This is a genomic window from Glutamicibacter sp. HZAU (assembly GCF_004100365.1).
Classification (GTDB): Bacteria; Actinomycetota; Actinomycetes; order Actinomycetales; family Micrococcaceae; genus Glutamicibacter; species Glutamicibacter nicotianae.
On record NZ_SCKZ01000003.1, the window covers coordinates 129,300 to 149,444 of the forward strand.

14 protein-coding genes are annotated in these 20,145 nt (G+C 58.7%); 10 read left to right on the forward strand and 4 right to left on the reverse strand.

Translation table 11 applies throughout. The annotated features are described in order from the left end of the window. The first annotated feature begins 3 nt into the window (after positions 1-3). Entirely contained in the window at positions 4-1,176 is a 1,173-nt protein-coding gene (locus EKH49_RS05350; protein WP_128470021.1) for a winged helix-turn-helix domain-containing protein, read from the forward strand. Positions 1,177-1,309: 133 nt separating this feature from the next. Next, complete coding sequence (secA, locus tag EKH49_RS05355) at positions 1,310-3,964, forward strand: preprotein translocase subunit SecA (RefSeq protein ID WP_128470022.1); 2,655 nt, start codon at positions 1,310-1,312, stop codon at positions 3,962-3,964. Here the strand turns inward: secA and EKH49_RS05360 are convergent. Together EKH49_RS05360 and EKH49_RS05365 are read right to left on the reverse strand one after the other, a co-directional pair. Then, complete coding sequence (locus tag EKH49_RS05360) at positions 3,961-4,485, reverse strand: Rv3235 family protein (RefSeq protein WP_128470023.1); 525 nt, start codon at positions 4,483-4,485, stop codon at positions 3,961-3,963. The two genes, secA and EKH49_RS05360, sit on opposite strands and share 4 nt — an antisense overlap. Before the next feature lie 41 nt (positions 4,486-4,526). Next, the gene (locus EKH49_RS05365; protein ID WP_128470024.1) at positions 4,527-5,252 is read right to left on the reverse strand and encodes a LysM peptidoglycan-binding domain-containing protein; all 726 of its coding nucleotides are present in this window, start codon (positions 5,250-5,252) and stop codon (positions 4,527-4,529) included. Positions 5,253-5,374: 122 nt separating this feature from the next. Here EKH49_RS05365 and EKH49_RS05370 point away from each other — a divergent pair, with 122 nt between their 5' ends. From EKH49_RS05370 to EKH49_RS05390, 5 genes are all read left to right on the forward strand, one after another. Then, on the forward strand, positions 5,375-5,935 hold the full coding sequence (locus EKH49_RS05370) for a hypothetical protein (protein WP_128470025.1): 561 nt from the start codon (positions 5,375-5,377) through the stop codon (positions 5,933-5,935). A 90-nt stretch (positions 5,936-6,025) separates the two neighbouring features. Then, the gene (locus EKH49_RS05375; protein ID WP_161567457.1) at positions 6,026-6,691 is read left to right on the forward strand and encodes a hypothetical protein; all 666 of its coding nucleotides are present in this window, start codon (positions 6,026-6,028) and stop codon (positions 6,689-6,691) included. After that, entirely contained in the window at positions 6,688-7,935 is a 1,248-nt protein-coding gene (locus tag EKH49_RS05380; RefSeq protein ID WP_128470027.1) for an AAA family ATPase, read from the forward strand. Before EKH49_RS05375 ends, EKH49_RS05380 begins: the two co-directional genes overlap by 4 nt. A gap of 125 nt (positions 7,936-8,060) precedes the next feature. Further along, a complete protein-coding gene (locus EKH49_RS05385; RefSeq protein WP_128470028.1) occupies positions 8,061-12,854 on the forward strand; it encodes an NAD-glutamate dehydrogenase in 4,794 nt (1,597 codons plus the stop codon). Between the two features lie 9 nt (positions 12,855-12,863). Beyond that, positions 12,864-14,351, forward strand: a complete 1,488-nt coding sequence (locus tag EKH49_RS05390; RefSeq protein WP_128470029.1) for a sensor histidine kinase — start codon at positions 12,864-12,866, stop codon at positions 14,349-14,351. Between the two features lie 74 nt (positions 14,352-14,425). On the opposite strand, the gene EKH49_RS05395 is transcribed toward EKH49_RS05390, so the two are convergent. Then, a complete protein-coding gene (locus EKH49_RS05395; RefSeq protein WP_161567458.1) occupies positions 14,426-16,141 on the reverse strand; it encodes a lytic transglycosylase domain-containing protein in 1,716 nt (571 codons plus the stop codon). A 205-nt stretch (positions 16,142-16,346) separates the two neighbouring features. On the opposite strand from EKH49_RS05395, the gene EKH49_RS05400 reads away from it, so the two are divergent. After that, positions 16,347-16,700: an Rv2175c family DNA-binding protein gene (locus tag EKH49_RS05400; RefSeq protein WP_128470031.1), complete on the forward strand. Its 354-nt coding sequence runs from the start codon at positions 16,347-16,349 to the stop codon at positions 16,698-16,700. Positions 16,701-16,793: 93 nt separating this feature from the next. Here EKH49_RS05400 and EKH49_RS05405 read toward each other — a convergent pair whose 3' ends face one another. Beyond that, positions 16,794-17,900 (reverse strand): polyprenyl synthetase family protein, encoded by a 1,107-nt coding sequence (locus EKH49_RS05405; protein WP_128470032.1) that lies wholly within the window; start codon positions 17,898-17,900, stop codon positions 16,794-16,796. A gap of 161 nt (positions 17,901-18,061) precedes the next feature. Between EKH49_RS05405 and dinB the strand changes: the two genes are divergently transcribed. Together dinB and EKH49_RS05415 are read left to right on the forward strand one after the other, a co-directional pair. Next, on the forward strand, positions 18,062-19,228 hold the full coding sequence (gene dinB / locus EKH49_RS05410; protein ID WP_128470033.1) for a DNA polymerase IV: 1,167 nt from the start codon (positions 18,062-18,064) through the stop codon (positions 19,226-19,228). 143 nt (positions 19,229-19,371) lie between these two features. Further along, the gene (locus EKH49_RS05415) at positions 19,372-19,794 is read left to right on the forward strand and encodes a DUF3040 domain-containing protein (RefSeq protein WP_330857410.1); all 423 of its coding nucleotides are present in this window, start codon (positions 19,372-19,374) and stop codon (positions 19,792-19,794) included. Positions 19,795-20,145: the final 351 nt, after the last annotated feature.

The window sequence follows — 20,145 nt, forward strand, 5'->3', positions numbered from 1 at the left end:
AGCATGGGCGGCCAACGCAACCTCAGCCTCGCACAGGCACGGAGAATCGCGTTGGCCGCCCAAGGCCTGTCCAAAGGCAGGAAAGAACAAGCTATCACCGCACGGAAAATCGCCAATGCCATTGGCGCCATTGCGCAATTGCAGATTGACTCGGTGAACGTGGTTCGCCGGGCCCACTATATGCCGATGTTCGCCCGGCTCGGCCCTTATGACATCGGCATTCTGGATCAGCTGCTGGCCAAGCCGCGCAGCCCGATCACCGAATATTGGGCCCATGAGGCTTCGGTGGTCAGTTCCGGGCTGATTCAAGACCTGCGCGTATGGCAGCGTCGTACCTGGGTTGACCGATCGGACGGGTTCTCCGCCGAACAGCTGGAGCTCTCGGATCGCGTCCTTGACTATTTGTCCGAGAATCCAGGCTCCAGCGCACGGCAAATCAGTCGCGCCCTGGATGTCGCCCCGGTCCAGGAAAAATCGCATTGGGGATGGAACTGGAATGACACCAAGTTCGTCACCGAATCGCTTTTCGCCCAGGCCAAGATCCTCGCGCTGGGACGCAACTCCCAGTTCGAACGCCGTTACGCTCTGGCGGCGGACGTCGTTGGTGCGCAAGTAGAAGTTGATGCTCCGCACCGGCAGGAAGCCCTCGCCCGTTTAGTTGCCCGTGCCATGGATGCCCTGGGGATTGCCACCGCTCACTGCGTTGCAGAATACTTCCGGCTGCCCTTGCGCGCTGCAAAGGAAGAGCTCGCGCGGCAAGCGCACGGCGGGCTCGTCGAAGAAGTGGCCGTTATCGGAATCTCCGAGCCCTGTTACCTGCAGGCCGGGACCAGGATCCCGCGCAAGGTCGATCACGACCTGCGTTTGCTCTCGCCTTTCGACTCGATGGTTTTCAACCGCCGCCGGCTGGAAATGTTCTTCGGGTTCGAGTACCGTATCGAAATCTATGTGCCGGAAAAGCTGCGCCGCTATGGCTACTACGTCTTCCCGATGCTCTACGGCGAAGAATTCGTGGGCCGAGTGGATCTGAAAGCCGACCGGACCAAGTCGGTGCTGCATGCTAAGCAGGTGCACTACGAACCGGGCATCGATGCTGGCATCGAGCCTGAATTGCGAGTCGAGCTGGATCGTCTGGCGCGCTGGCTGGATCTTGGAGAAGTGAAAATCGGGCTGTGAAAGGCCTGTTGCCACGATCGCCGTTCGCTATAAGAACAGTGCAAACGGGATTGAAATAGACAAATGCGCTGTTTTCCTCACGTAGACTGAAGACGCCAGAAATTACTGTGCTTGAGATATTGGGAGCTACCACGTGGCATCATTGCTAGAACGTATTTTGCGTACCGGCGACAAGAAGACCTTGAGGACTCTTCGTAAGTACGCCGACACGATCAATACGTTGGAAGTCGAAATTCGCGAACTTTCGGACGAAGAGCTCAAGGGTGAAACCGACAAGTTCCGCGAACGTTTGGCTAAAGGCGAGACGTTGGATGACCTGCTCCCAGAAGCTTTTGCAGTGGTCCGCGAAGCCTCGGACCGTGTCCTTGCCATGCGCCACTTCGACGTCCAGCTCATGGGCGGCGCCGCCCTGCACATGGGAAACATTGCTGAAATGCGCACCGGCGAAGGCAAGACCCTGGTCGCGACCGCACCTGCCTACTTGAATGCCTTGACGGGCAAGGGCGTGCACGTGGTGACCACCAACGACTTCCTGGCCCAGTACCAGTCGGATCTGATGGGCCGCGTCTTCCGCTTCCTCGGTTTGAGCTGCGGCTGCATCCTTTCGAACCAGAAGCCTGCCGAGCGCCGCAAGCAGTATGAAGCCGACATCACCTACGGCACGAACAACGAGTTCGGATTCGACTACCTGCGCGACAACATGGCGTGGAGCAAGGACGAGCTGGTCCAGCGCGGCCACAACTTCGTGATCGTCGATGAGGTCGACTCGATCCTGATCGATGAGGCGCGTACCCCGCTGATCATTTCCGGGCAGGCCTCGGGCGACGTGAACCGCTGGTACACCGAATTCTCCAAGATCGTCTCACGCCTGAAGCGCGAAGACGACTACGAGGTCGACGAGAAGAAGCGCACCATCGGCGTGCTGGAGTCGGGGATCGAAAAGGTCGAGGACTACCTCGGCATCGATAACCTCTACGAAGCCAACAACACCCCGCTGATCGGCTTCTTGAACAACGCCATCAAGGCCAAGGAACTGTTCAAGAAGGACAAGGACTACGTCGTGGTCAACGGCGAAGTCATGATCGTCGACGAGCACACCGGCCGCGCGCTGCAGGGCCGCCGCTACTCCGAGGGCATGCACCAGGCAATCGAGGCCAAAGAAGGCGTTGAGATCAAGGCCGAGAACCAGACTCTGGCCACCGTGACCTTGCAGAATTACTTCCGCATGTACGACAAGATCTCCGGGATGACCGGCACGGCGCAGACCGAGGCCGCTGAATTCATGAGCACCTACAAGCTCGGCGTGGTGGAAATTCCTACCAACAAGCCTGCTATCCGTATGGACCAGTCGGACTACATCTACAAGAATGAAGTCTCCAAGTTCAACGCTGTGGTCGAGGACATCGCCGAGCGCCATGCTACCGGGCAGCCGATCCTGGTGGGCACCACCAGCGTCGAGAAGAGCGAATACCTCTCGCGCCTGCTGTCCAAGAAGGGCATCCGCCACGAGGTGCTCAATGCCAAGCAGCACGCTCGCGAAGCTGCAGTCGTCGCGATGGCCGGCCGCAAGAACGCTGTCACCGTTTCCACCAACATGGCCGGCCGCGGTACCGACATCATGCTCGGCGGCAACGCGGAATTCCTTGCCGTGGCCGAGATGGAACGCCGCGGCCTGGATGCCGAGAACAACCCGGAGGAGTACAACAAGCTCTGGGACGAGGTCTTTGCCAAGGCCAAGGAAACAGTTGCCAAGGAGGCGAAGGAAGTTGCGGAGCTTGGTGGCTTGTATGTGCTGGGCACCGAGCGCCACGAATCACGCCGCATCGACAACCAGCTTCGCGGCCGTGCAGGTCGCCAGGGCGACCCGGGCGAATCGCGCTTCTACCTGTCGATGACCGATGACCTGATGCGCAGGTTCAACTCCGGCATGGCCGAACGCATCATGAACAACCCGTCCATGCCAGATGATGTGGCGCTGGAATCCAAGATGGTGTCCCGTGCCATCGAATCCGCCCAGGCCCAGGTGGAAGGCGTCAATGCCGAGCAGCGCAAGAACGTGCTGAAGTACGATGACGTGATGAACCGCCAGCGCGAAGCGATCTACGCTGACCGCCGTTCCATCCTGGAAGGCGAGGACCTCGAAGAAAAGGTCGGCCATTTCCTCGAGGATGTCGTCAAGGCCATGGTCCTGGAAGCAACCCAGGTTGGCGACCCGGACGAGTGGGAGCTCAAGCAGCTGTGGACCAACCTCAAGCAGTTGTACCCGATTGGCATCACCATGGATGAAGTCATCGAAGAGGCTGGAGGCGTGGGGCACCTGTCCGCGCAGTTCCTGGAACGAGAGATCCTCTCGGATGCCCAGTACCAGTACGAAGAGCGCGAGAAGCTGGTAGGTTCCTCCACCATGCGTGACCTGGAACGCCGTGTCGTGCTCTCCACCATTGGCCGCAAGTGGCAGGAGCACCTGTACGAGATGGATTACCTCAAGGAAGGCATCGGGCTGCGTGCCATGGCCCAGCGCGACCCTCTGGTCGAGTACCAGCGCGAGGGCTACACCATGTTCCAGACCATGATGGAAGGCATCCGCGAGGAAAGTATCGGCACGCTCTTCAATTTGGAGATCCCCACCGGCGCCGAAGCGGCCGCCGCACCGGTGATCGACGAATCAGCGAAGCCGAAGAACCTGCAGTTCACTGGACCGGATGAAGATGGCGAAGCCAGCACCACCCGCGCCCAGGCTTCTTCGAGCAAGAAGAAGGCCAAGAACAAGAAGGCGAAGCGCAGCTAGATCAGCTCCACATCCGTCACCTGCCACCGTCCGTGCCAAGGCTCAATCTTCAGGGCCACGGCACGGACGCGGTATTTAAAGCCCAGGATGACGGTGCATTCCCAAGAGCCCGACAAGCAGCGATCCAGATGCAAGGAGATGATCTGGCCGTGCGCTGTGCCCGGCAGCGGTTCGAGCGTGTAGCTCGCTGTTTCCAGCAGGGCGCGTCGCCGGAGCTTGGCGATGCACGAAGGCTCCATCACGAATGCCAGCTGATTGACGGTACGATAACCAGCCACGATTTCGAACACTGCGCGGGCTACGGCGTGGGAAATTTCTATGATCGCCCGGTGCTCGGTACGGTAAACGGCCGAGCGGTGGAAGATATTGTCCAAGGCTCGACGCAGGTGCGGCGGCGCTTGGCAAGGCTCGGTTTCCGGAACGGTTTGCGCCGGGACCGGCTCGGTGTGATCGGCAGCGTAGACGTCTGGATTGTAGTAGCTGGTGTTGGCGCTACGTGGGCTGATGGCGATGGTGCTCATGATGACTCCTCAGTGGGTATGGGTGATGGTCGTGATGCCGGCTAGCTGGCCGGCGGCAGTTCAAGCACCGTGCCGATGCGCAGCAGGTCAGGGTCGGCGCCGATGGTCTTTTTGTTGCGCTGGTAGATCTTGGGCCAATAGGCGGAAATCTCTTCCACGGTGGCCTGCGCTCCCAGATGTTCAGCGGCAATGCTCCACAGGTTCTGCCCTTCGGCGACCACCACTTCGTTGCGCTGCACCGCGCGTTGGCGAGGATGGTTTGCGCCTGGGGATACGAGCGGGCTCAGCGGAACACTCATGGCTTCGGGAAACCACTGCGGGCTGGGTACCGAGGTCTGCTGGCGGACCGGATAGCTGGCCAGCTCATGGTTGTCGCTGTCGCCCGCCGGGGACTGTGCCAGTGAAGCTGGCAGGGGCTCGCCCGCATAGGCAACGGCAACCGAGGTGAAAGCAATAGAGGTTCCAAGCATTGAGCCGAGGATCTTCCTGCTCAGCCGGGGTGCGAATCGCTGGAAGAACCGCGCCAATTTCAGTTTCCTGTGGGAGAACGCCCAGCGGATCAGCTGGGCCAAGGCCATCCGCAGCAGATACAGCGCGAGCAGGGTGAGGAACGAAAAGCTGACGAGAAGCCTGATGTAGTCAGCTGCGGTGCGCTGGTCGCCCACGGATTGGACATAGCCGGTGATCCACTGGATTCCCACGTAGATAATGACCATTGATGCTGCCGAGAAGAGCAGCAGCGCGAATATTCGTCGCTGGCGAGACACCTGAACCATCTCCTTGAATGAGATTTGATGTCATTTGATGATGTTTGATATTTATAGTGGCACTTAGAGATAGTTTTGTGAATAGGGTTACGCAAAAATGTTTAGTCTCGTACAGTTGGCGCATGCGGTGGGATTCGCTTTTCGATGACCTGGAGGCTCAGCTAGCTGAACAGAGCCGAGCGCAGTTGCGCGACGAAATTGCCGAAAACGTCAGGGTCGAACGGGCGACTGCAGAACTTTTGCCCACACTGATGCGGTTCCATGGACGTGAATTGAGCCTCAGGCTAGCCGGGGGAACGGAGCTTCGCGCCAAGCTCGGTCCATGCGCCGCCGACTATATCTGCCTTGAAACTGAGCAGGCGCAGTGGGTCGTCCGCAGTGCCGCAGTAGAATCCTTCTCGCTTCCTCCGGGGCGCGTACCTGCTGCGGAACAACGCGCACCTGGCAGCTCGGTGAAGTTTTCCATGGTTCTGCGTGGCATGCTTCGGGATCGAGCTCGATGCCACGTTTTTAGCCGCGCGGGCGGCTCATTGGCTGAAGGAACGCTGACGCAGGTTGCCAGGGATTTCCTGGTAATTCTGGTGCATCCTCGCGATGAATTCGCCAGAGCGAAGCAGGCCTCATCGCAATTGCTGATACCGCTCGATGCCATAGGATGGGTCGAAGCGATCACCCTCTCGTAATCCACAAGTGCGCTAGAGGTCTTTCCAGCAGGCCCAACTTGTCGTAGGCTCACCATCCATAAGCACCCATGCTGGCGGAAGGTCAATGCCTTGATCACAGAACAGATCGCCCAGGACGCGCGGACAAGCACTGCATCACGTGTGCGACGGCCCAGCTGGAAGGACCCGCGCTTAGCACTCGGTGCCGTGCTCGTGGTCGCGTCGGTTGCAGGAACCGTGTACTTGGTCGGTGAATTGCATCAGACCTCGACGGTATATGTGGCCAGCACGAATATCACCCTTGGCGAGAAGCTGACAAGCGAGAACATGAAAACTCAAGAAGTCCAGCTTGGCGGAACCCTTGAGAACTATCTGCACACAAATGCGGAGCTCGGCGAGGAAGCCCGAGCGAATACCTTTATCAGCGCTGGGCAGCTGATACCTGTCACCTCAATTACGCACAGCGACCTCGGATCGCGCAGGCCGGTCAACGTCGAACTCCCGGCCGACCTCTCTTCTTCGATCACGCCAGGCAGCTTCGTCGACGTCTGGATTGCCAAGCGCGAAAGCAGCGGCAACACCTACGGAATTCCGGAAAAGCTTTCGTCCATGGTCGAAGTCGCTGCACGCGTTGAGAGTGGCGGGGGACTGGTGGGAACCCATGGCACCAACCTGGAACTGCTGGTCGAACCCAGCCAACTCGAACCGCTGCTCCAGGCGCTGGCCAACGAGTCTAGAATCATCGTCGTCTACAACCCGGCAGGAACCGCGCAATGAGCATCTCGGTCGTGGTGCTCGGCGACCAGGAGAAAATCGTCCGGCAAATAGAAGGCTACCGGGGCGAACTGATGGTCACCCGCGCTTGCGCCGATATCGCTGAAGCCATCGCTGCCTGCGATACCGGAATGGCTGACGCGCTGATTATCGCGGATGCCCAGCTGGTGCCACCCATGGAACAACTCGATGCGCTGTTGCTGCAGCAGACAGCAGTTGTCCTGCTCTTTGACCGGCCTGAAAACTGGCAGCCATTGCCAGACGTCCTGCATTTGCCGGCCGCTTCAGCCATGGCCGAGCTTGAAGGACGCATCAGAACCGCCGTTCAGTCCCTGAACCATGCCGGCGCCGACGCCGCGCTCGGCGGATTCGAGCCGGTGGACGATGGCAACGGGCGAAGCGGCCGAATCGTCAGCTTCTGGAGCGCCCCAGGGTCTCCCGGGCGCAGCACCGTAGCCCTGAACTACGCAGTGGAAGTTGCAGCAGCAGGAAAATCCGTGGTGCTTCTGGACGCCGACACCTATGCCTCCAGCATCGCCATTCAGTTGGGTCTCATGGACGAGTCGGCTTCAATCGCGCAGTTATGCCGTGCCATCGACGCAGGCACTTCGGATGTGGCCCGGCTCGACGCCGCATGTTCCCTGGTCCAGGTCGGGGAGGCGACCATGCGCGTGGCTACCGGAATTCCGCGTGCCAGCCGGTGGCCCGAAGTCCGTGCCTCGGCGCTGCGTCGAGCTGCCATGCTGCTCAAGGTCCACTACGACTATGTCGTACTGGATTTGGCTCCGTATATTGAACTCGACGAACAGCTCAGTTTCGATACTCAAGCACCACAGCGCAACGCTGTCACGGTGGAGATGCTGCAGTGCGCCGATGAGCTGTTCATGGTCGTGCGCGCCGACAGTCTGGGAATTCCGCGTGCGCTTCGGGCCATCGATGAACTGGACGAAGCGCTGCCCGGACTGAAGCCGCGAATAGTCTTCAACCGGGTGGTTTCCAGCAGCACCGGACGCAACCCGAAACGCAGGTTGATCGAAGCGTGGGACAGGTTCGGACCGACCCATGACGTCGCCGGATACCTGCCCGAGGAGCATGCCGTGTGCAACGCGTCCGTGCTCGGTGGAAGTCCGTTGCTCGAAATCGCCCCAAAGTGTTTATTGCGTACTGAAATACGGGCTTTGGCGGGCATAAAATCCACGGATTCAGCCAAGAAACGGAATAGTCGTCGAATTCGCGCCGAAGCTTGAACCGCAGAGGTGAAAACCGAGTAATGTGGGTAAAACTAGATACCCGCAAAGGCGCGGGTTAATCGAATTTTGTTCTTGGAGGCGTTCTTTTGAACTCGTCGGAATCCAGCGTGTCAGAATCATTCATGGATGAGACACTCACCCCGAAATTGGTGAGCGAGTACTACGGCCAAATTGCGACCGAAGACGTGGCGGCTTATCGGCCAGACGAACTCGAAGCTCGCGTGGCAGCACATCTGGAAATCGGGTATCAGCGAGATGCGGAAAACGCTAACGTCGCCATTACCCGCAACAACGGAATTTCAGTGGTCCACATCGTCACCGATGACATGCCATTCCTTGTTGACTCCGTAACAGCCGCACTGGTGCAGCTGAAGTCACCGATTCAGCTAGTCGTGCATCCGACGTTCGTTGTATCCCGAAAAACTGAGACCGGTGAAATCACCAAGATCAGCCACGCGGGCCTGCAGCACGTTGCCAGCGGCGACACCGCTGCGCTCTCGGATTTGAGTACGCTGATTTCGGCCGGTGCGGAAACCCGCATCGAATCATGGATTTCAGTCGAGCTCGCTCGCGAACTCACCGATGCGCAGGCCAAGGAATTCGTTGAGCGGCTTTACAGTGTTCTGGCTGATGTACGTGTCGCAGTGAAGGACTGGCCAGCCATGTTGGATCGTGCCAAGGAGATTGCGCAGAGCCTTCCGCAGACCCCCAAGGCCGAGGAAATTGCCGAGGTGCACCAGGCAGCGGAACTGCTGAACTGGCTGGCCGACGGAAAATTCACCTTCCTTGGCTACCGCGACTACTCGTTGGAAACCATCAACGGCGAAGATGTGCTGGTAGCCCGCCCGGGCAGCGGCCTGGGCCTGATGCGCGACCTGGCGGACCAAGGCCCGCAGCACCTGACCAAGCGCGGCCGGATCACCGCCCGCGACAAGCGCGCGCTGATCGTCACCAAAGCCAACTCCCGTTCCACTGTGCACCGTGGCGTGTACCTGGATTATGTCGGCGTCAAGAGCTTCGATGCCAACGGCGAGGTCAACGGCGAACGCCGCTTCATCGGTCTTTTCTCCTCCAGCGTTTACACCTCCAGCGTGAAGACGGTTCCGCTGGTGCGCGAAAAGGTGGAAGCCGTCCTGAAGCGCACCGGCTTCGCGCCTGATTCGCACTCGGGCAAGGACATCACGACCATCCTTGAAAGCTACCCGCGTGACGAGATGTTCCAAATCTCCGTCGATGAGCTGACCACGATTGCCCTCGGAATCCTGCGGCTGCAGGAACGCCGGCGCACCTCCGTCTTCCTGCGCAAGGACGATTACGGCCGTTTCGTCACTGCCATGGTCTTCCTGCCGCGCGACCGTTTCTCCACGGCAGTGCGCCTGCGAGTGGAGCAGGAGCTGCAGCGCAGCTTCAACGCAGAATCCGTTGAATACGAAGCCCAACTGGGTGCCGGCGCATTGGTTCGCCTGTTCTACCGCCTGCGCCTGCAGCGCCACGGCCTGGCTCCGGTGGTCGACCGCAAGGCACTGGAAGATCGAATCGCCAAGGCCGTGCGATCCTGGTCCGACGCCATCGTCGACACCGCACGGGCGCGCCTGGAACTGGGCGATGCGAACACGCTGTCCAACGCCTGGGCCGAAGCTTTCCCGGCGTCCTACAAGGTGCAGTTCGAAATCGAAGACGCGCTGAAGGACATCGACCTGCTCACCGAGCTGAGCGACCCGGAAGCCGAGGGTCCGGTGGTTTCGTTCTACGACGACGAGAAGCAGGACGAGGATTCTGCTGTTTCCAAGCGCATGAAGATCTACGTGACCAAGCCGCTGCTGCTCTCGCGCATTCTGCCAGTTCTGCAGCATCTTGGCCTCGACGTCGTCGATGAGCGGCCATATGAGCTGAATCCCGAAGGGATCGGCGAACGCTACATCTACGACATGGGCTTGAAGATCGATGACGAGATCAACTTCAAGGCCGTGGAAGCCAAGTTGGCTGACGCCTACTGCGCTGTGGTCCGCAACCTCGCCGAATCCGACAGCCTCAACGCGTTGGTCCTGCATGAAGGGCTTTCATGGGAGGAAGTCGCGATGCTTCGTGCCTACGCCCACTACCTGTTGCAGCTCGGTGTCCCGAACTCCACCGGGTTCATTGCCAACACCCTGGTCGGCAACCCGTCGGTTACCCACGCGATCGTGGAACTGTTCCAAGCGACCTTCGACCCGAAGCTGAGCTCCGAGGATTCAGAGACCGCCCGGCAGGAAGCGCACGCCAAGATCACCGAAGCGCTGGAATCAGTGCCGACCCTGGATGCAGACACGTTGCTGCGCCGTTTCGTGAAGGTGATTGAAGCGACTAAACGCACCAACTACTTCACCACCCACCAGGCGCTGGCGTTCAAGCTCGCGCCGGAAGAGATCGACTTCGCGCCGTTCCCGCGTCCCAAGCACGAACTGTGGGTCTACTCGCCGCGTGTGGAAGGTACCCACTTCCGCTTCGGTGCGGTGGCCCGTGGCGGCCTGCGCTGGTCGGATCGCCGAGAAGACTTCCGCACTGAAGTGCTGGGCCTGGTCAAGGCGCAGATGGTCAAGAACTCCGTGATCGTGCCAACTGGCGCGAAGGGCGGTTTCTACGCCAAGCAGCTTCCGAATCCAGCCTTCGACCGAGTCGCTTGGATGGAAGAGGGCAAGGGCGCGTACAAGGTCTTCATCCGCACCTTGCTGGACCTGACCGACAATCTGGTGGCCGATGAAAACGGCGAGCACATCGAGGCGCCGGCCAACGTGGTCCGCCGCGATGGCGATGATTCCTACTTGGTAGTTGCTGCCGACAAGGGCACTGCGAGCTTCTCCGATATCGCGAACTCGATCTCGGCCGACAAGGGACACTGGCTGGGCGATGCCTTCGCATCGGGCGGCTCGGTGGGCTACGACCACAAGGGCATGGGCATCACCGCACGCGGTGCCTGGGAGTCGGTGAAGCGCCACTTCTTCGAGCTGGGCATCGACACGCAGAAGGACGAGTTCACTGCCGTGGGCGTGGGCGACATGTCCGGAGACGTGTTCGGCAACGGTTTGCGCCGTACCCCAACCGTGAAGTTGGTTGCCGCCTTTGACCATCGCGACATCTTCCTGGATCCGAACCCGGATCCCCAGATCGCTTTCGACGAGCGCCAGCGCCTGTACGACCTGCCGCGCTCCAGCTGGGCTGACTACAACAAGGAACTGCTGTCGGCCGGCGGCGGCGTGTACTCGCGCAGCCTCAAGTCCGTGCCGGTCAGCCCCGAGGTCCGCGAGGTCTTGGGCTTGGACGCCGGCATCACCCAGTTGAGCCCCAACGAACTGCTCAAGGCCATCCTCTCTGCGCCAGTGGACCTGCTGTACAACGGCGGCATCGGCACCTACGTGAAATCGGCGGCCGAAACCCACGGCCAGGTCGGAGACCGTGCCAACGACGCCATCCGCGTCAACGGCGCAGATCTGCGCGTGAAGGTAGTTGGCGAAGGCGGCAACCTGGGCATGACCCAGCTGGGCCGCATCGAGGCAGCACGCAACGGCGTCCTGCTGAATACCGATGCCATCGACAACTCCGCTGGCGTCGACACCTCCGACCGCGAAGTGAACATCAAGATTTTCGTGGACCGCCAGATCAAGACCGGAAACCTCTCCGAGGCCGAGCGCACCGAGTTCCTGCTGTCGATGACCGATAACATCGGTGACCTGGTGCTGAAGACCAACTTCGAGCAGAACGTGTTGCTGTTGAATGAAAAGCACGCGGCATTGACCTGGACTCCTGCCTATGAGCGCTTGATGCAGTGGTTGGAAGCCCATGCTGACTTGAACCGCGGCTTGGAGTTCCTGCCGAACGCGGAAGAGCTGGAAAAACGCCGTGCCGCTGGCGACGCGATGACCACTCCAGAGCTGTCGGTGCTTGCCGCCTACGCGAAGATCCAGCTGGCGAACGCGCTGGCCGAATCCGATCTGGCCGATGATCCGTACTTCAACCAGACGCTGCGCCGCTACTTCCCAACGAAGCTGGTGGAGCGTTTCGGGGATCAGCTTGAAAGCCACCCATTGCGCCGCGAGATCATTGCGACGGTGATTGCCAACGATATCGTGAACATGGGCGGCATCACTTACGTCTTCAGGGCCATGGAAGAAACCAGTGCCAGCGAAGTCCAGATTGCCAAGGTCTTCTGCGCCCTGCGTGAGATCTACGGCTTCGACCGTCAGTTCGATGCAATCAATGCACAGCCGGCCGGAACCGATCTGGAACATTGGGGACGCCAGCACCACGACATGCGTCGACTGCTGGATCGCGCCACGCGCTGGTTCATCAACCGCGTCGACCAGCAGCTGCTGGTCACCGAAGCTGTCAATCGCTACGAAGCGACCGTGACCGAACTGCGCGAGGTACTGCCAACCCTGGTCCGCGGCAACGACCTGCAGCGTTTCCAGGAATGGCGGGAAGAAGCCATGGCCCAGGGGATCCCGGAGCGCCGTGCCAGCATGTGGGCGACACAGTTCGAATCCTACGCGCTGCTGGATGTGGCAGAGTACGTGCACCGCACCGGAACCGCTCCGGTCAAGGTCGCAGAAACCTACTACGTGCTTTACGATCTGTTCGGCGTGGACAGCCTGCTGAACCGCATCACCAACCTTCCTCGTTCGGATCGTTGGCAGGCGTTGGCCCGTGCAGCAATGCGCGATGATCTGTACACCACGATCATCGACCTGACCGCCAACATCCTGGATGCCCACGGTGATATTGCGGACCCGGCAGAGCGTGTTGCTGCGTGGGAAGAAGCAAACGCGGCTAACCTTGATCGTGCGAAGACTATGTTCGCGGAAGTGAACAGCCTGGAACGAGACGACATGGCCTCGCTTTCCGTGGCGCTTCGCCTCTTGCGTTCCATCGTCCGAAGGTAAACACCGCTAATGGCCCTCATCACCGAAGAACTACGTCAACGTGCCGCACTTGCACCGGGTGATGAGGATTGGCTCCATCTTCTGGTGGGGGACTGGCAGCTGGTCTCGGATCTCGCATTCGCAGACCTTGTGCTCTGGTTCCCCACCGGGGATGGCTCCTACACGGCCCTGGCACACGTGCGTCCTTCTACCTCGCATACCGCGTTCCATAGCGACTTCGTGGGCGAACGCATCCGCAAGGACCTGCGCATCATGGTTGACCACGCCTGGGAAACCAAAGAAGTGCAACGCTCTGCGGAACAGGCCGGCAAAGACATCATCATGGGCTTGACTACTGTGCAGGCGATTCCGCTGGTGCGCCAGAACCGCCCGGTTGCGGTGATCACCTCCCACTTCGACCCCAACCAGTCCCGCACGCCCAGCAACCTGGAATTGGTCTACCGGCAAAGCGCGGATGACCTGTTGCAGATGGGCACCCAAGGACTGTGGCCTGACTTCGCCAGCCCCACGGGATCGCGCCGAGGAGCGCCACGCGTCGGCGATGGCTTCATCCGTCTCAGTGTTGATGGCGCCGTCGAATTCGCCAGCCCCAACGCTGTTTCAGCTTTCCGCCGTCTAGGCGCAGCCGACGTACTGCAAGGCCAGCCGCTGGCTGACCTGACGATGGCGCTGGTCAGCGACCGACGCGTCGTCGATGAAACTCTTCCACTGGTTCTCCAGGGCAAGATGCCATGGCGTACCGAGGTGGAACACCGCGGAGTCACGCTTTCGCTGCGCGCCATCCCGCTTCGCAACGAATCAAAGCGCTGGGGTGCTCTAGTGCTCTGCCGCGATGTGTCTGAACTGCGCCGCCGCGAAAAGGAACTGGTTACAAAAGACGCGACAATCCGTGAAATCCACCATCGTGTGAAGAACAACTTGCAGACTGTCGCGGCGCTGTTGCGCATGCAATCTCGCCGGATGAGCTCGGAGGACGGCAAGCAGGGGCTGGAGCAGGCCATGCGCCGGGTCTCCACTATCGCTTCGGTCCATGACTTCCTGTCCAAGGGCCTGAACGAAACCGTGAAATTCGATGATCTGATGGATCGCCAGTTCCGATTGATCGTGGAAATTGCTTCTCCGGAACAAAGGGTCTCTACCCGCCGTGAAGGCGATTTTGGCATGCTTGACGCTGATTTGGCAACACCATTATCGCTGGTGATCAACGAGTTGGTGACCAACGCGGTGGAACATGGATTGGCGCATCGTGATGGCGAGGTTGCCCTGGTCGCAGAACGATACAAGGGTGCCGATAGCAAAGATTGGCTGCGTGTTGTCATTGAGGATGACGGCCATGGCTTGCCGGAGGTACCGCGCCGCGAGGGTCTTGGGCTGCAGATTGTGCGAACGCTGGTGACTAGCGAGCTATCGGGTGAAATCCGTTGGCTGCAGGGCGAGAAAGGCGGCACCAAAGTGGTGATCGACATGCCGCTGGATCTTGACCGGCGTACAGCCTAAAGACCGGATCTAGCCTCAATACGAAGAGGCGGACCAAGCACTCTACGTGTTTGGTCCGCCTCTTCTGTGTCTTTTTAGCGGTAGTTCTTCATGTGAGCCTTGATGCTGGCTACATAATGCTTGGTGTCTTCGTACATGCCGTTGTTGCGAACGCCAGCCAACCCCTGGTAGTACGATGCGATTGCATCGTCCAGGTTGTCGGTGTTGTCCAAGTTGTAGGCAATAACTGCGACGCCAGCAACGACGTTGTCGCGAGGGTTCAGGACATTCAGGTCCTGGCCAATGACCGATGCGATCCAATCACCAGTGCTTGGCAGCACCTGCATGGCGCCAACGGCGTTTGCAGGGGATACCGCGCGCATGTTGAAGCCAGACTCCTGGTATGCGTGTGCCAATGCCAGTGCAGGGTCAACGCCCATGCTCTGTGCAGTGGAACGGATCAGGGCCTGCATCTCGCCGCGACTCGGCACATCGATCGAGTCAAGGTAATCCTTGTTTGAGTTCGCGTTGCTCACAACGTGGTCTGGATAGGTGCGACCAGCAAAGGTATTGCCGATCTTCTGCTTCTTGACCTCGCCAGACGGAGCAACCGACGAGCCCGATACCTTCAGCTTGGCGCCGATCTTCAGAGGCGAGCCCGCGCTGAACTCCGGGTTCAGATCAAGCAGCGCAGCCAGCTTCATACCGTGGCTGGTCGCGATGCCACTGAGGGTATCGCCGGACTTGACCGTGTAGGTCGAGCCCTTTGCTTTAGGCGCAGCGTTGCTCTTCGGGGTGGAGCTTGACGACGAACCGCCGGATACCTTGATCTTGGCGCCTGGGAAGATCGGCTTGCTGGCTGAAATGTCATTGATCTTCAGCAGATCGGACAGACTCATGCCGTGCTTAGCGGCGATGCCGCTGAGGGTATCGCCGGACTTGACGGTGTAGCTCGAAGAAGCAGACGAGGAGGACTTCTTCTGGGACGACTTCGGAGACGAGCCGGAGGAGGACGAACCCTTGACCTTGATTTTGTCGCCGGGGAAGATCACCTTGCTTGCCGAGATGTCGTTCTTGCTCAGGAGCGACGACAAGCTCATGTTGTGCTTGATGGCGATGCTTCCGAGGGTGTCACCGCTCTTCACGGTGTAAGTCGAAGAAGTCGAAGAACCAGAGGACGAAGACTTCTTCGCATGGGTTGCACCGCTGGAGCTCGATGCCGAACCCTTGACCTTCAGCTTGGTGCCGGGGAAGATCACCTTGCTTGCCGAGATGTCGTTCTTGTCTAGCAGGTCCGACAAGCTCATATTGTGCTTGCTAGCAATGGCGCTGAGCGTATCGCCATTTTTAACCGTGTAGGTGGACGCCGATGACGAAGAGCTTGAAGACTTGCCCTTGGAGCTGCTCTTCGAAGCGTGACCGGAGACCTTGAGCGTCTTGCCGGCAATGATCGAATCGTTCTTGAGGTTATTGAGCTTCTTCAGCTCGGATACCGTGGTGTCGTATTCCCGAGCGATACTCCACAGGGATGCGCCTGCTGGAATCTTGATCTCGGAAACATCTCGTTTCGCTGGCAAGCCCAACGTAGATACGCGCGAAGCGATCAGGTGGGCTTTTATCTGGTCCTCAGCAACCTTGATGGTCTCTGGAGTTACCGCCTTGGCAAAGCTTCCTGAGGTGTTAGGAATAATCGTCGGTGCTGCCTGCGCTGCTGGAGCCAAGGCGAGACTACCGATGACCGCAGCGGGAATGGCCGCGCCTGCTACAACGCCTAACGCATGCTTGGAAGCATGTTTGGATTCGTGGGGCATGGAGTCAATCCTCATTTATACGGTGAAAATAACGGGCTTTGCTCCGCAGGTAACAAAGGGAAATCGTTCCTCATGTTGTCTGTGATGCAATTGTTATCAAAGTGATACAAGAAAATTTACACTACTACTGTGACTGATAGGAACTGCTGAGGTGGGTTTCATCCAAGTTTCTGCGCGAATCAGGAATTTGTGGGAACCTTGAGAGGTGAAGGAAACCGTAGAACTCGTCGGCCAGTGGCTGACCCTGCCCGATGTGGCTGAAGAATTAGAAGTAGACATTCGCCGTGTGCACCGCCTGCTTGATGAGCGTGCCATTGTTTCGTTGCGAATCGGCGAACGAAATGTCCGTTCGATCCCTGCAGATTTTCTCCAAGACGGCATCGTGGTTGAAAGCCTGAAAGGCACCCTCTCGGTACTGTCGGATTCCGGCTTCTCGGATGAAGAAGCCATTGTATGGCTGTTCACCGAGGATGAGACGCTGCCTGGCACGCCAATGAATGCTTTGCGTACGGGGCGAAAAACCGAGATCCGCCGCAGAGCGCAGGCACTGGGCTGGTAGGCCCGAAAGAAGCCCAGCATAATCAAAAGGTCTCAACCATCATCCTGACGGATGCGTGGTTGAGACCTTTTGTTTAGTTTTAGTAACGTTTCGCTATTTACTTCTCTTTGTCACGGCGTCGCTAAGCTGTTGCATTCCCGCCAGGGCCAAGGGGGAGACCTGCAATGCTTCGAGCGCGAGATCTGATTGGGTAGTCAATTCGCTAATGCTCTGCTCCGTTGCCGCCAAAGCGCCGCTATCACGCAGAATATTGCTGAGCCGTGCAACTTCCTCTTGAGAGAGATCCGCTGCGCCGAGACGCCCCTGAATGAAGTCCTGTTCTCCAGGAGTTGAAAGCAGCAGTGCATGGGCAATCAACTCAGTCCGCTTGCCTTCCAGCAGATCGCCGCCGGTCGGTTTGCCGGTGATTTCTGGATCGCCAAACACGCCCAGGACATCGTCACGCAGCTGAAACGCCTCGCCCAGTGGAAGCGCGAATTCAGAGTAGTGATTCAAAAGCACTTCACTGGCCCCTGCCAACGCGCCGCCAAGCAAGAACGGGTTTTCGGTGGAGTATTTCGCTGACTTGAAGCGCACGATGGTGCGAGCGCGCTTGACCGCTTCCTTCGGATCGTAGGCAGGACCTGCAGACTCTTCGAGAACATCGAGATATTGACCGGCCATGACTTGGGTGCGCATTTGATTGAAGATGGTTCGCGCCCGAGGGGTGAGGGACGTAATGCCCGAGAAAACTTCCTCGCTTAGTGACAGGCATAGGTCACCGGCAAGGATTGCGCTGGCCGTGCCGTAGCTCGAAGCGCTCCCCGATAGTCCAAGCTGCAGGTGCTGGGCCTCGAATCGCTTATGGACGCTCGGCTGGCCGCGTCGGGTATCAGAGTTGTCAATGATGTCATCGTGGATAAGCGCTGCACCCTGGAAGAGCTCCAAAGCGGCCCCGAGGCGAACAATGTCGCGATCTTCAGGTTGTCCGCCGGCGCCAAGGTAACCCCAGAAAGCGAACAGCGCACGGAGACGTTTGCCGCCACGGGTCAGCGAGGTGATTGCATTGACGATTTCGATGGCGCTGCTGGTGATTTGACCAACTTCATCGCTTTTCGCAGCCAGAAACTCCTCCAGTAGTTGAGCAACATCAGAGGTGTAGCTGCGGCTCAAGCCCTGGGCTTCACTGCTGAGGGCCGGCACGGAATCAGGCATCGACATGCAAAATCATTTCTACGGGTAAGCAACTGGTGGTTAGCAACAACTCTACCGGTGATTCTCGTCTGGCAAAGAAGGCACTGCTGGATTCAGCTCGTGGGCTAAACTCGAATATACATTCGAGTACGCTGATGGTGCGGCCATAAGAAGGGGAGAGGGTTGGAATGACGGAGCGAGCGATCCTGCATGTCGATATGGATGCCTTTTTCGTTTCCGTGGAACTGCGCGACCGCCCTGACCTGGTGGGCAAGCCAGTCATTGTGGGGCACCCTTCAGGACGCAGTGTCGTGCTCTCTGCCTCTTATGACTGCCGAGCCCGCGGGATCCATTCGGCGATGCCGATGAGCCAGGCGATCCCGCTGATGCCGGAAGCTACTGTGATCGAGCCAAGCCATCACAAGTACTCGGAAGCCTCAGCGCAGATCATGGCCTACTTCCACACGTTGACTCCCCTCGTTGAGCAAGTCAGTGTTGACGAAGCATTCCTGGACGTTACGGGAAGCATGCGCATGCTTGGCGGTCCGGTGCAAATTGCCCAGAAAATCCGCGAATACATACGCGCGGAAATGGGCCTGACAGCAAGCGTGGGCATCGCAAGGAACAAATTCGTTGCGAAACTGGCCTCGACCTACGCCAAGCCAGACGGATTGGCTGTAATTGCCCCCGAGAGAACCGAAGAATTCCTGCACGAATTGCCGGTGTCAAAAATGTGGGGCGTGGGAAAACGTACCGCCGACCAGCTCCATGCCTTGGGAATTGAGACCGTTGGGCAGCTTGCTACCGAGCCGGAAGCGCGATTGATCAGCCGGCTGGGGGAGCATGGCCGGGCCCTGCGCCTACTCTCGCGGGGGATAGACAACCGTCCGGTGGAAGTTAGCAGGGATGAAAAAAGCATCTCCTCTGAACACACGTTCGCGGTTGACGTCACGGAGTCGCAGGTGCTTGAGGGTGAGCTATTGCGGCTAAGCCATAGGGTCGGTCAGCGGCTGCGGCAGCACGGCAAATCAGCCAACGGTGTTGGGATCAAGATCAAGTACAAGGACTTCTCTGGAATTACGCGTTCGAAGGCTCTTGTTGCCGCTACAGATTCATCTACGAAAATTAGCGAGTCCGCTCTGGCACTGTTGCGGAAATTGACCCCCTTGGCCCAACCAGTCCGGTTGATCGGAGTGAGAGCTGAAAGATTGCAAGATTACGAGTTGGGTATGCAATTCAGCTTGGACCCGCGTGAAGAGAAAGCGCGAGAAGCAGAACGGATCGCTGACCAGATCGGACAGAAATTTCCGCAGTCCATTGTGACCCCGGCTCGTTTTCTGCGACCCAAGGAATAAACACATTCTGTGTAGATCGTATGGATATCTGGACAGTGGTGAAGATCAACTAGCAGGGCGAGTGCAAAAGAGTCTATCCTTGAAGTAAGTTCAATTGAATCCGGGGAACTTTTCCCATTGGCGCGACGTTGAACTTGGAGACGGTGGACGACCGTCAGGTTTGCCTTTGTAAGGAGAAGACGATGCCGCTATCGGAGCACGAGCAGCGTTTGTTGGAGCAGTTGGAAAAGCAGCTGCATGAAGACCGTCGCTTCGCTTCCAGCATGAAGGGCCCGTCGGGCACAGGGCGCCTGTCGACCCGCAATATTGTTTTGGGCATCTTGCTGGTAATCGCCGGCCTTGCGGGGCTCATTTTTGGAATATCCCAGCACATCATCATCGTTGGCGTCCTCGGTTTCGCCGTGATGTTCGCAGGTGTACTGCTCGCCTTGACAAAAACGGCTACCGGAAAAATCGGTCCTTCCAAGGGAGCGGGCGCAAAATCGGCCAGCAAGAATAATTCGCAGTTCCTTTCCGGCCTGGAGGAAAAATGGAACCAGCGGAAACGTGATCAGTCCGATAGCTGATCAGCAATAGATATTGAGGTGTGACCCTAAGGGTTGCACCTCTTTTTCGTTTAAGCTGTGCTACTTGCGCCGCTGCAGCCCCTGTGCGCCAGATGCCGCGATGAGAGAGATTTGGATTAGTGCCGAGAATGGCTGCCCTGGATACTCGGCATGCCAGCGTCGGGGGAACGCACCTCTTTCTAGTGATCTTGCATTCTCTGCAGATTCTAAGGTTCGGTTCCACCTGGTTGGCCGAGCCGGCCTCCACTTTCCTCCCCGGGGTCCTCCACTTTCCACCACAGCGCCTGAAATTAGCTATATTCCGGGGATTCTGCGCGTCAAATTTCTGAATGATGCTCGACCGGGCCGACT

Bases quoted from the DNA above. Each gene is read 5' to 3' on its own strand.
- EKH49_RS05390 (WP_128470029.1), top strand. From the start codon at position 12,864: ATGGCCCTCATCACCGAAGAACTACGTCAACGTGCCGCACTTGCACCG.
- dinB (WP_128470033.1), top strand. From the start codon at position 18,062: ATGACGGAGCGAGCGATCCTGCATGTCGATATGGATGCCTTTTTCGTT.
- EKH49_RS05350 (WP_128470021.1), top strand. From the start codon at position 4: ATGGGCGGCCAACGCAACCTCAGCCTCGCACAGGCACGGAGAATCGCG.
- EKH49_RS05380 (WP_128470027.1), top strand. From the start codon at position 6,688: ATGAGCATCTCGGTCGTGGTGCTCGGCGACCAGGAGAAAATCGTCCGG.
- EKH49_RS05385 (WP_128470028.1), top strand. From the start codon at position 8,061: ATGGATGAGACACTCACCCCGAAATTGGTGAGCGAGTACTACGGCCAA.
- EKH49_RS05405 (WP_128470032.1), bottom strand. From the start codon at position 17,900: ATGTCGATGCCTGATTCCGTGCCGGCCCTCAGCAGTGAAGCCCAGGGC.
- EKH49_RS05360 (WP_128470023.1), bottom strand. From the start codon at position 4,485: ATGAGCACCATCGCCATCAGCCCACGTAGCGCCAACACCAGCTACTAC.
- EKH49_RS05370 (WP_128470025.1), top strand. From the start codon at position 5,375: ATGCGGTGGGATTCGCTTTTCGATGACCTGGAGGCTCAGCTAGCTGAA.
- EKH49_RS05395 (WP_161567458.1), bottom strand. From the start codon at position 16,141: ATGCCCCACGAATCCAAACATGCTTCCAAGCATGCGTTAGGCGTTGTA.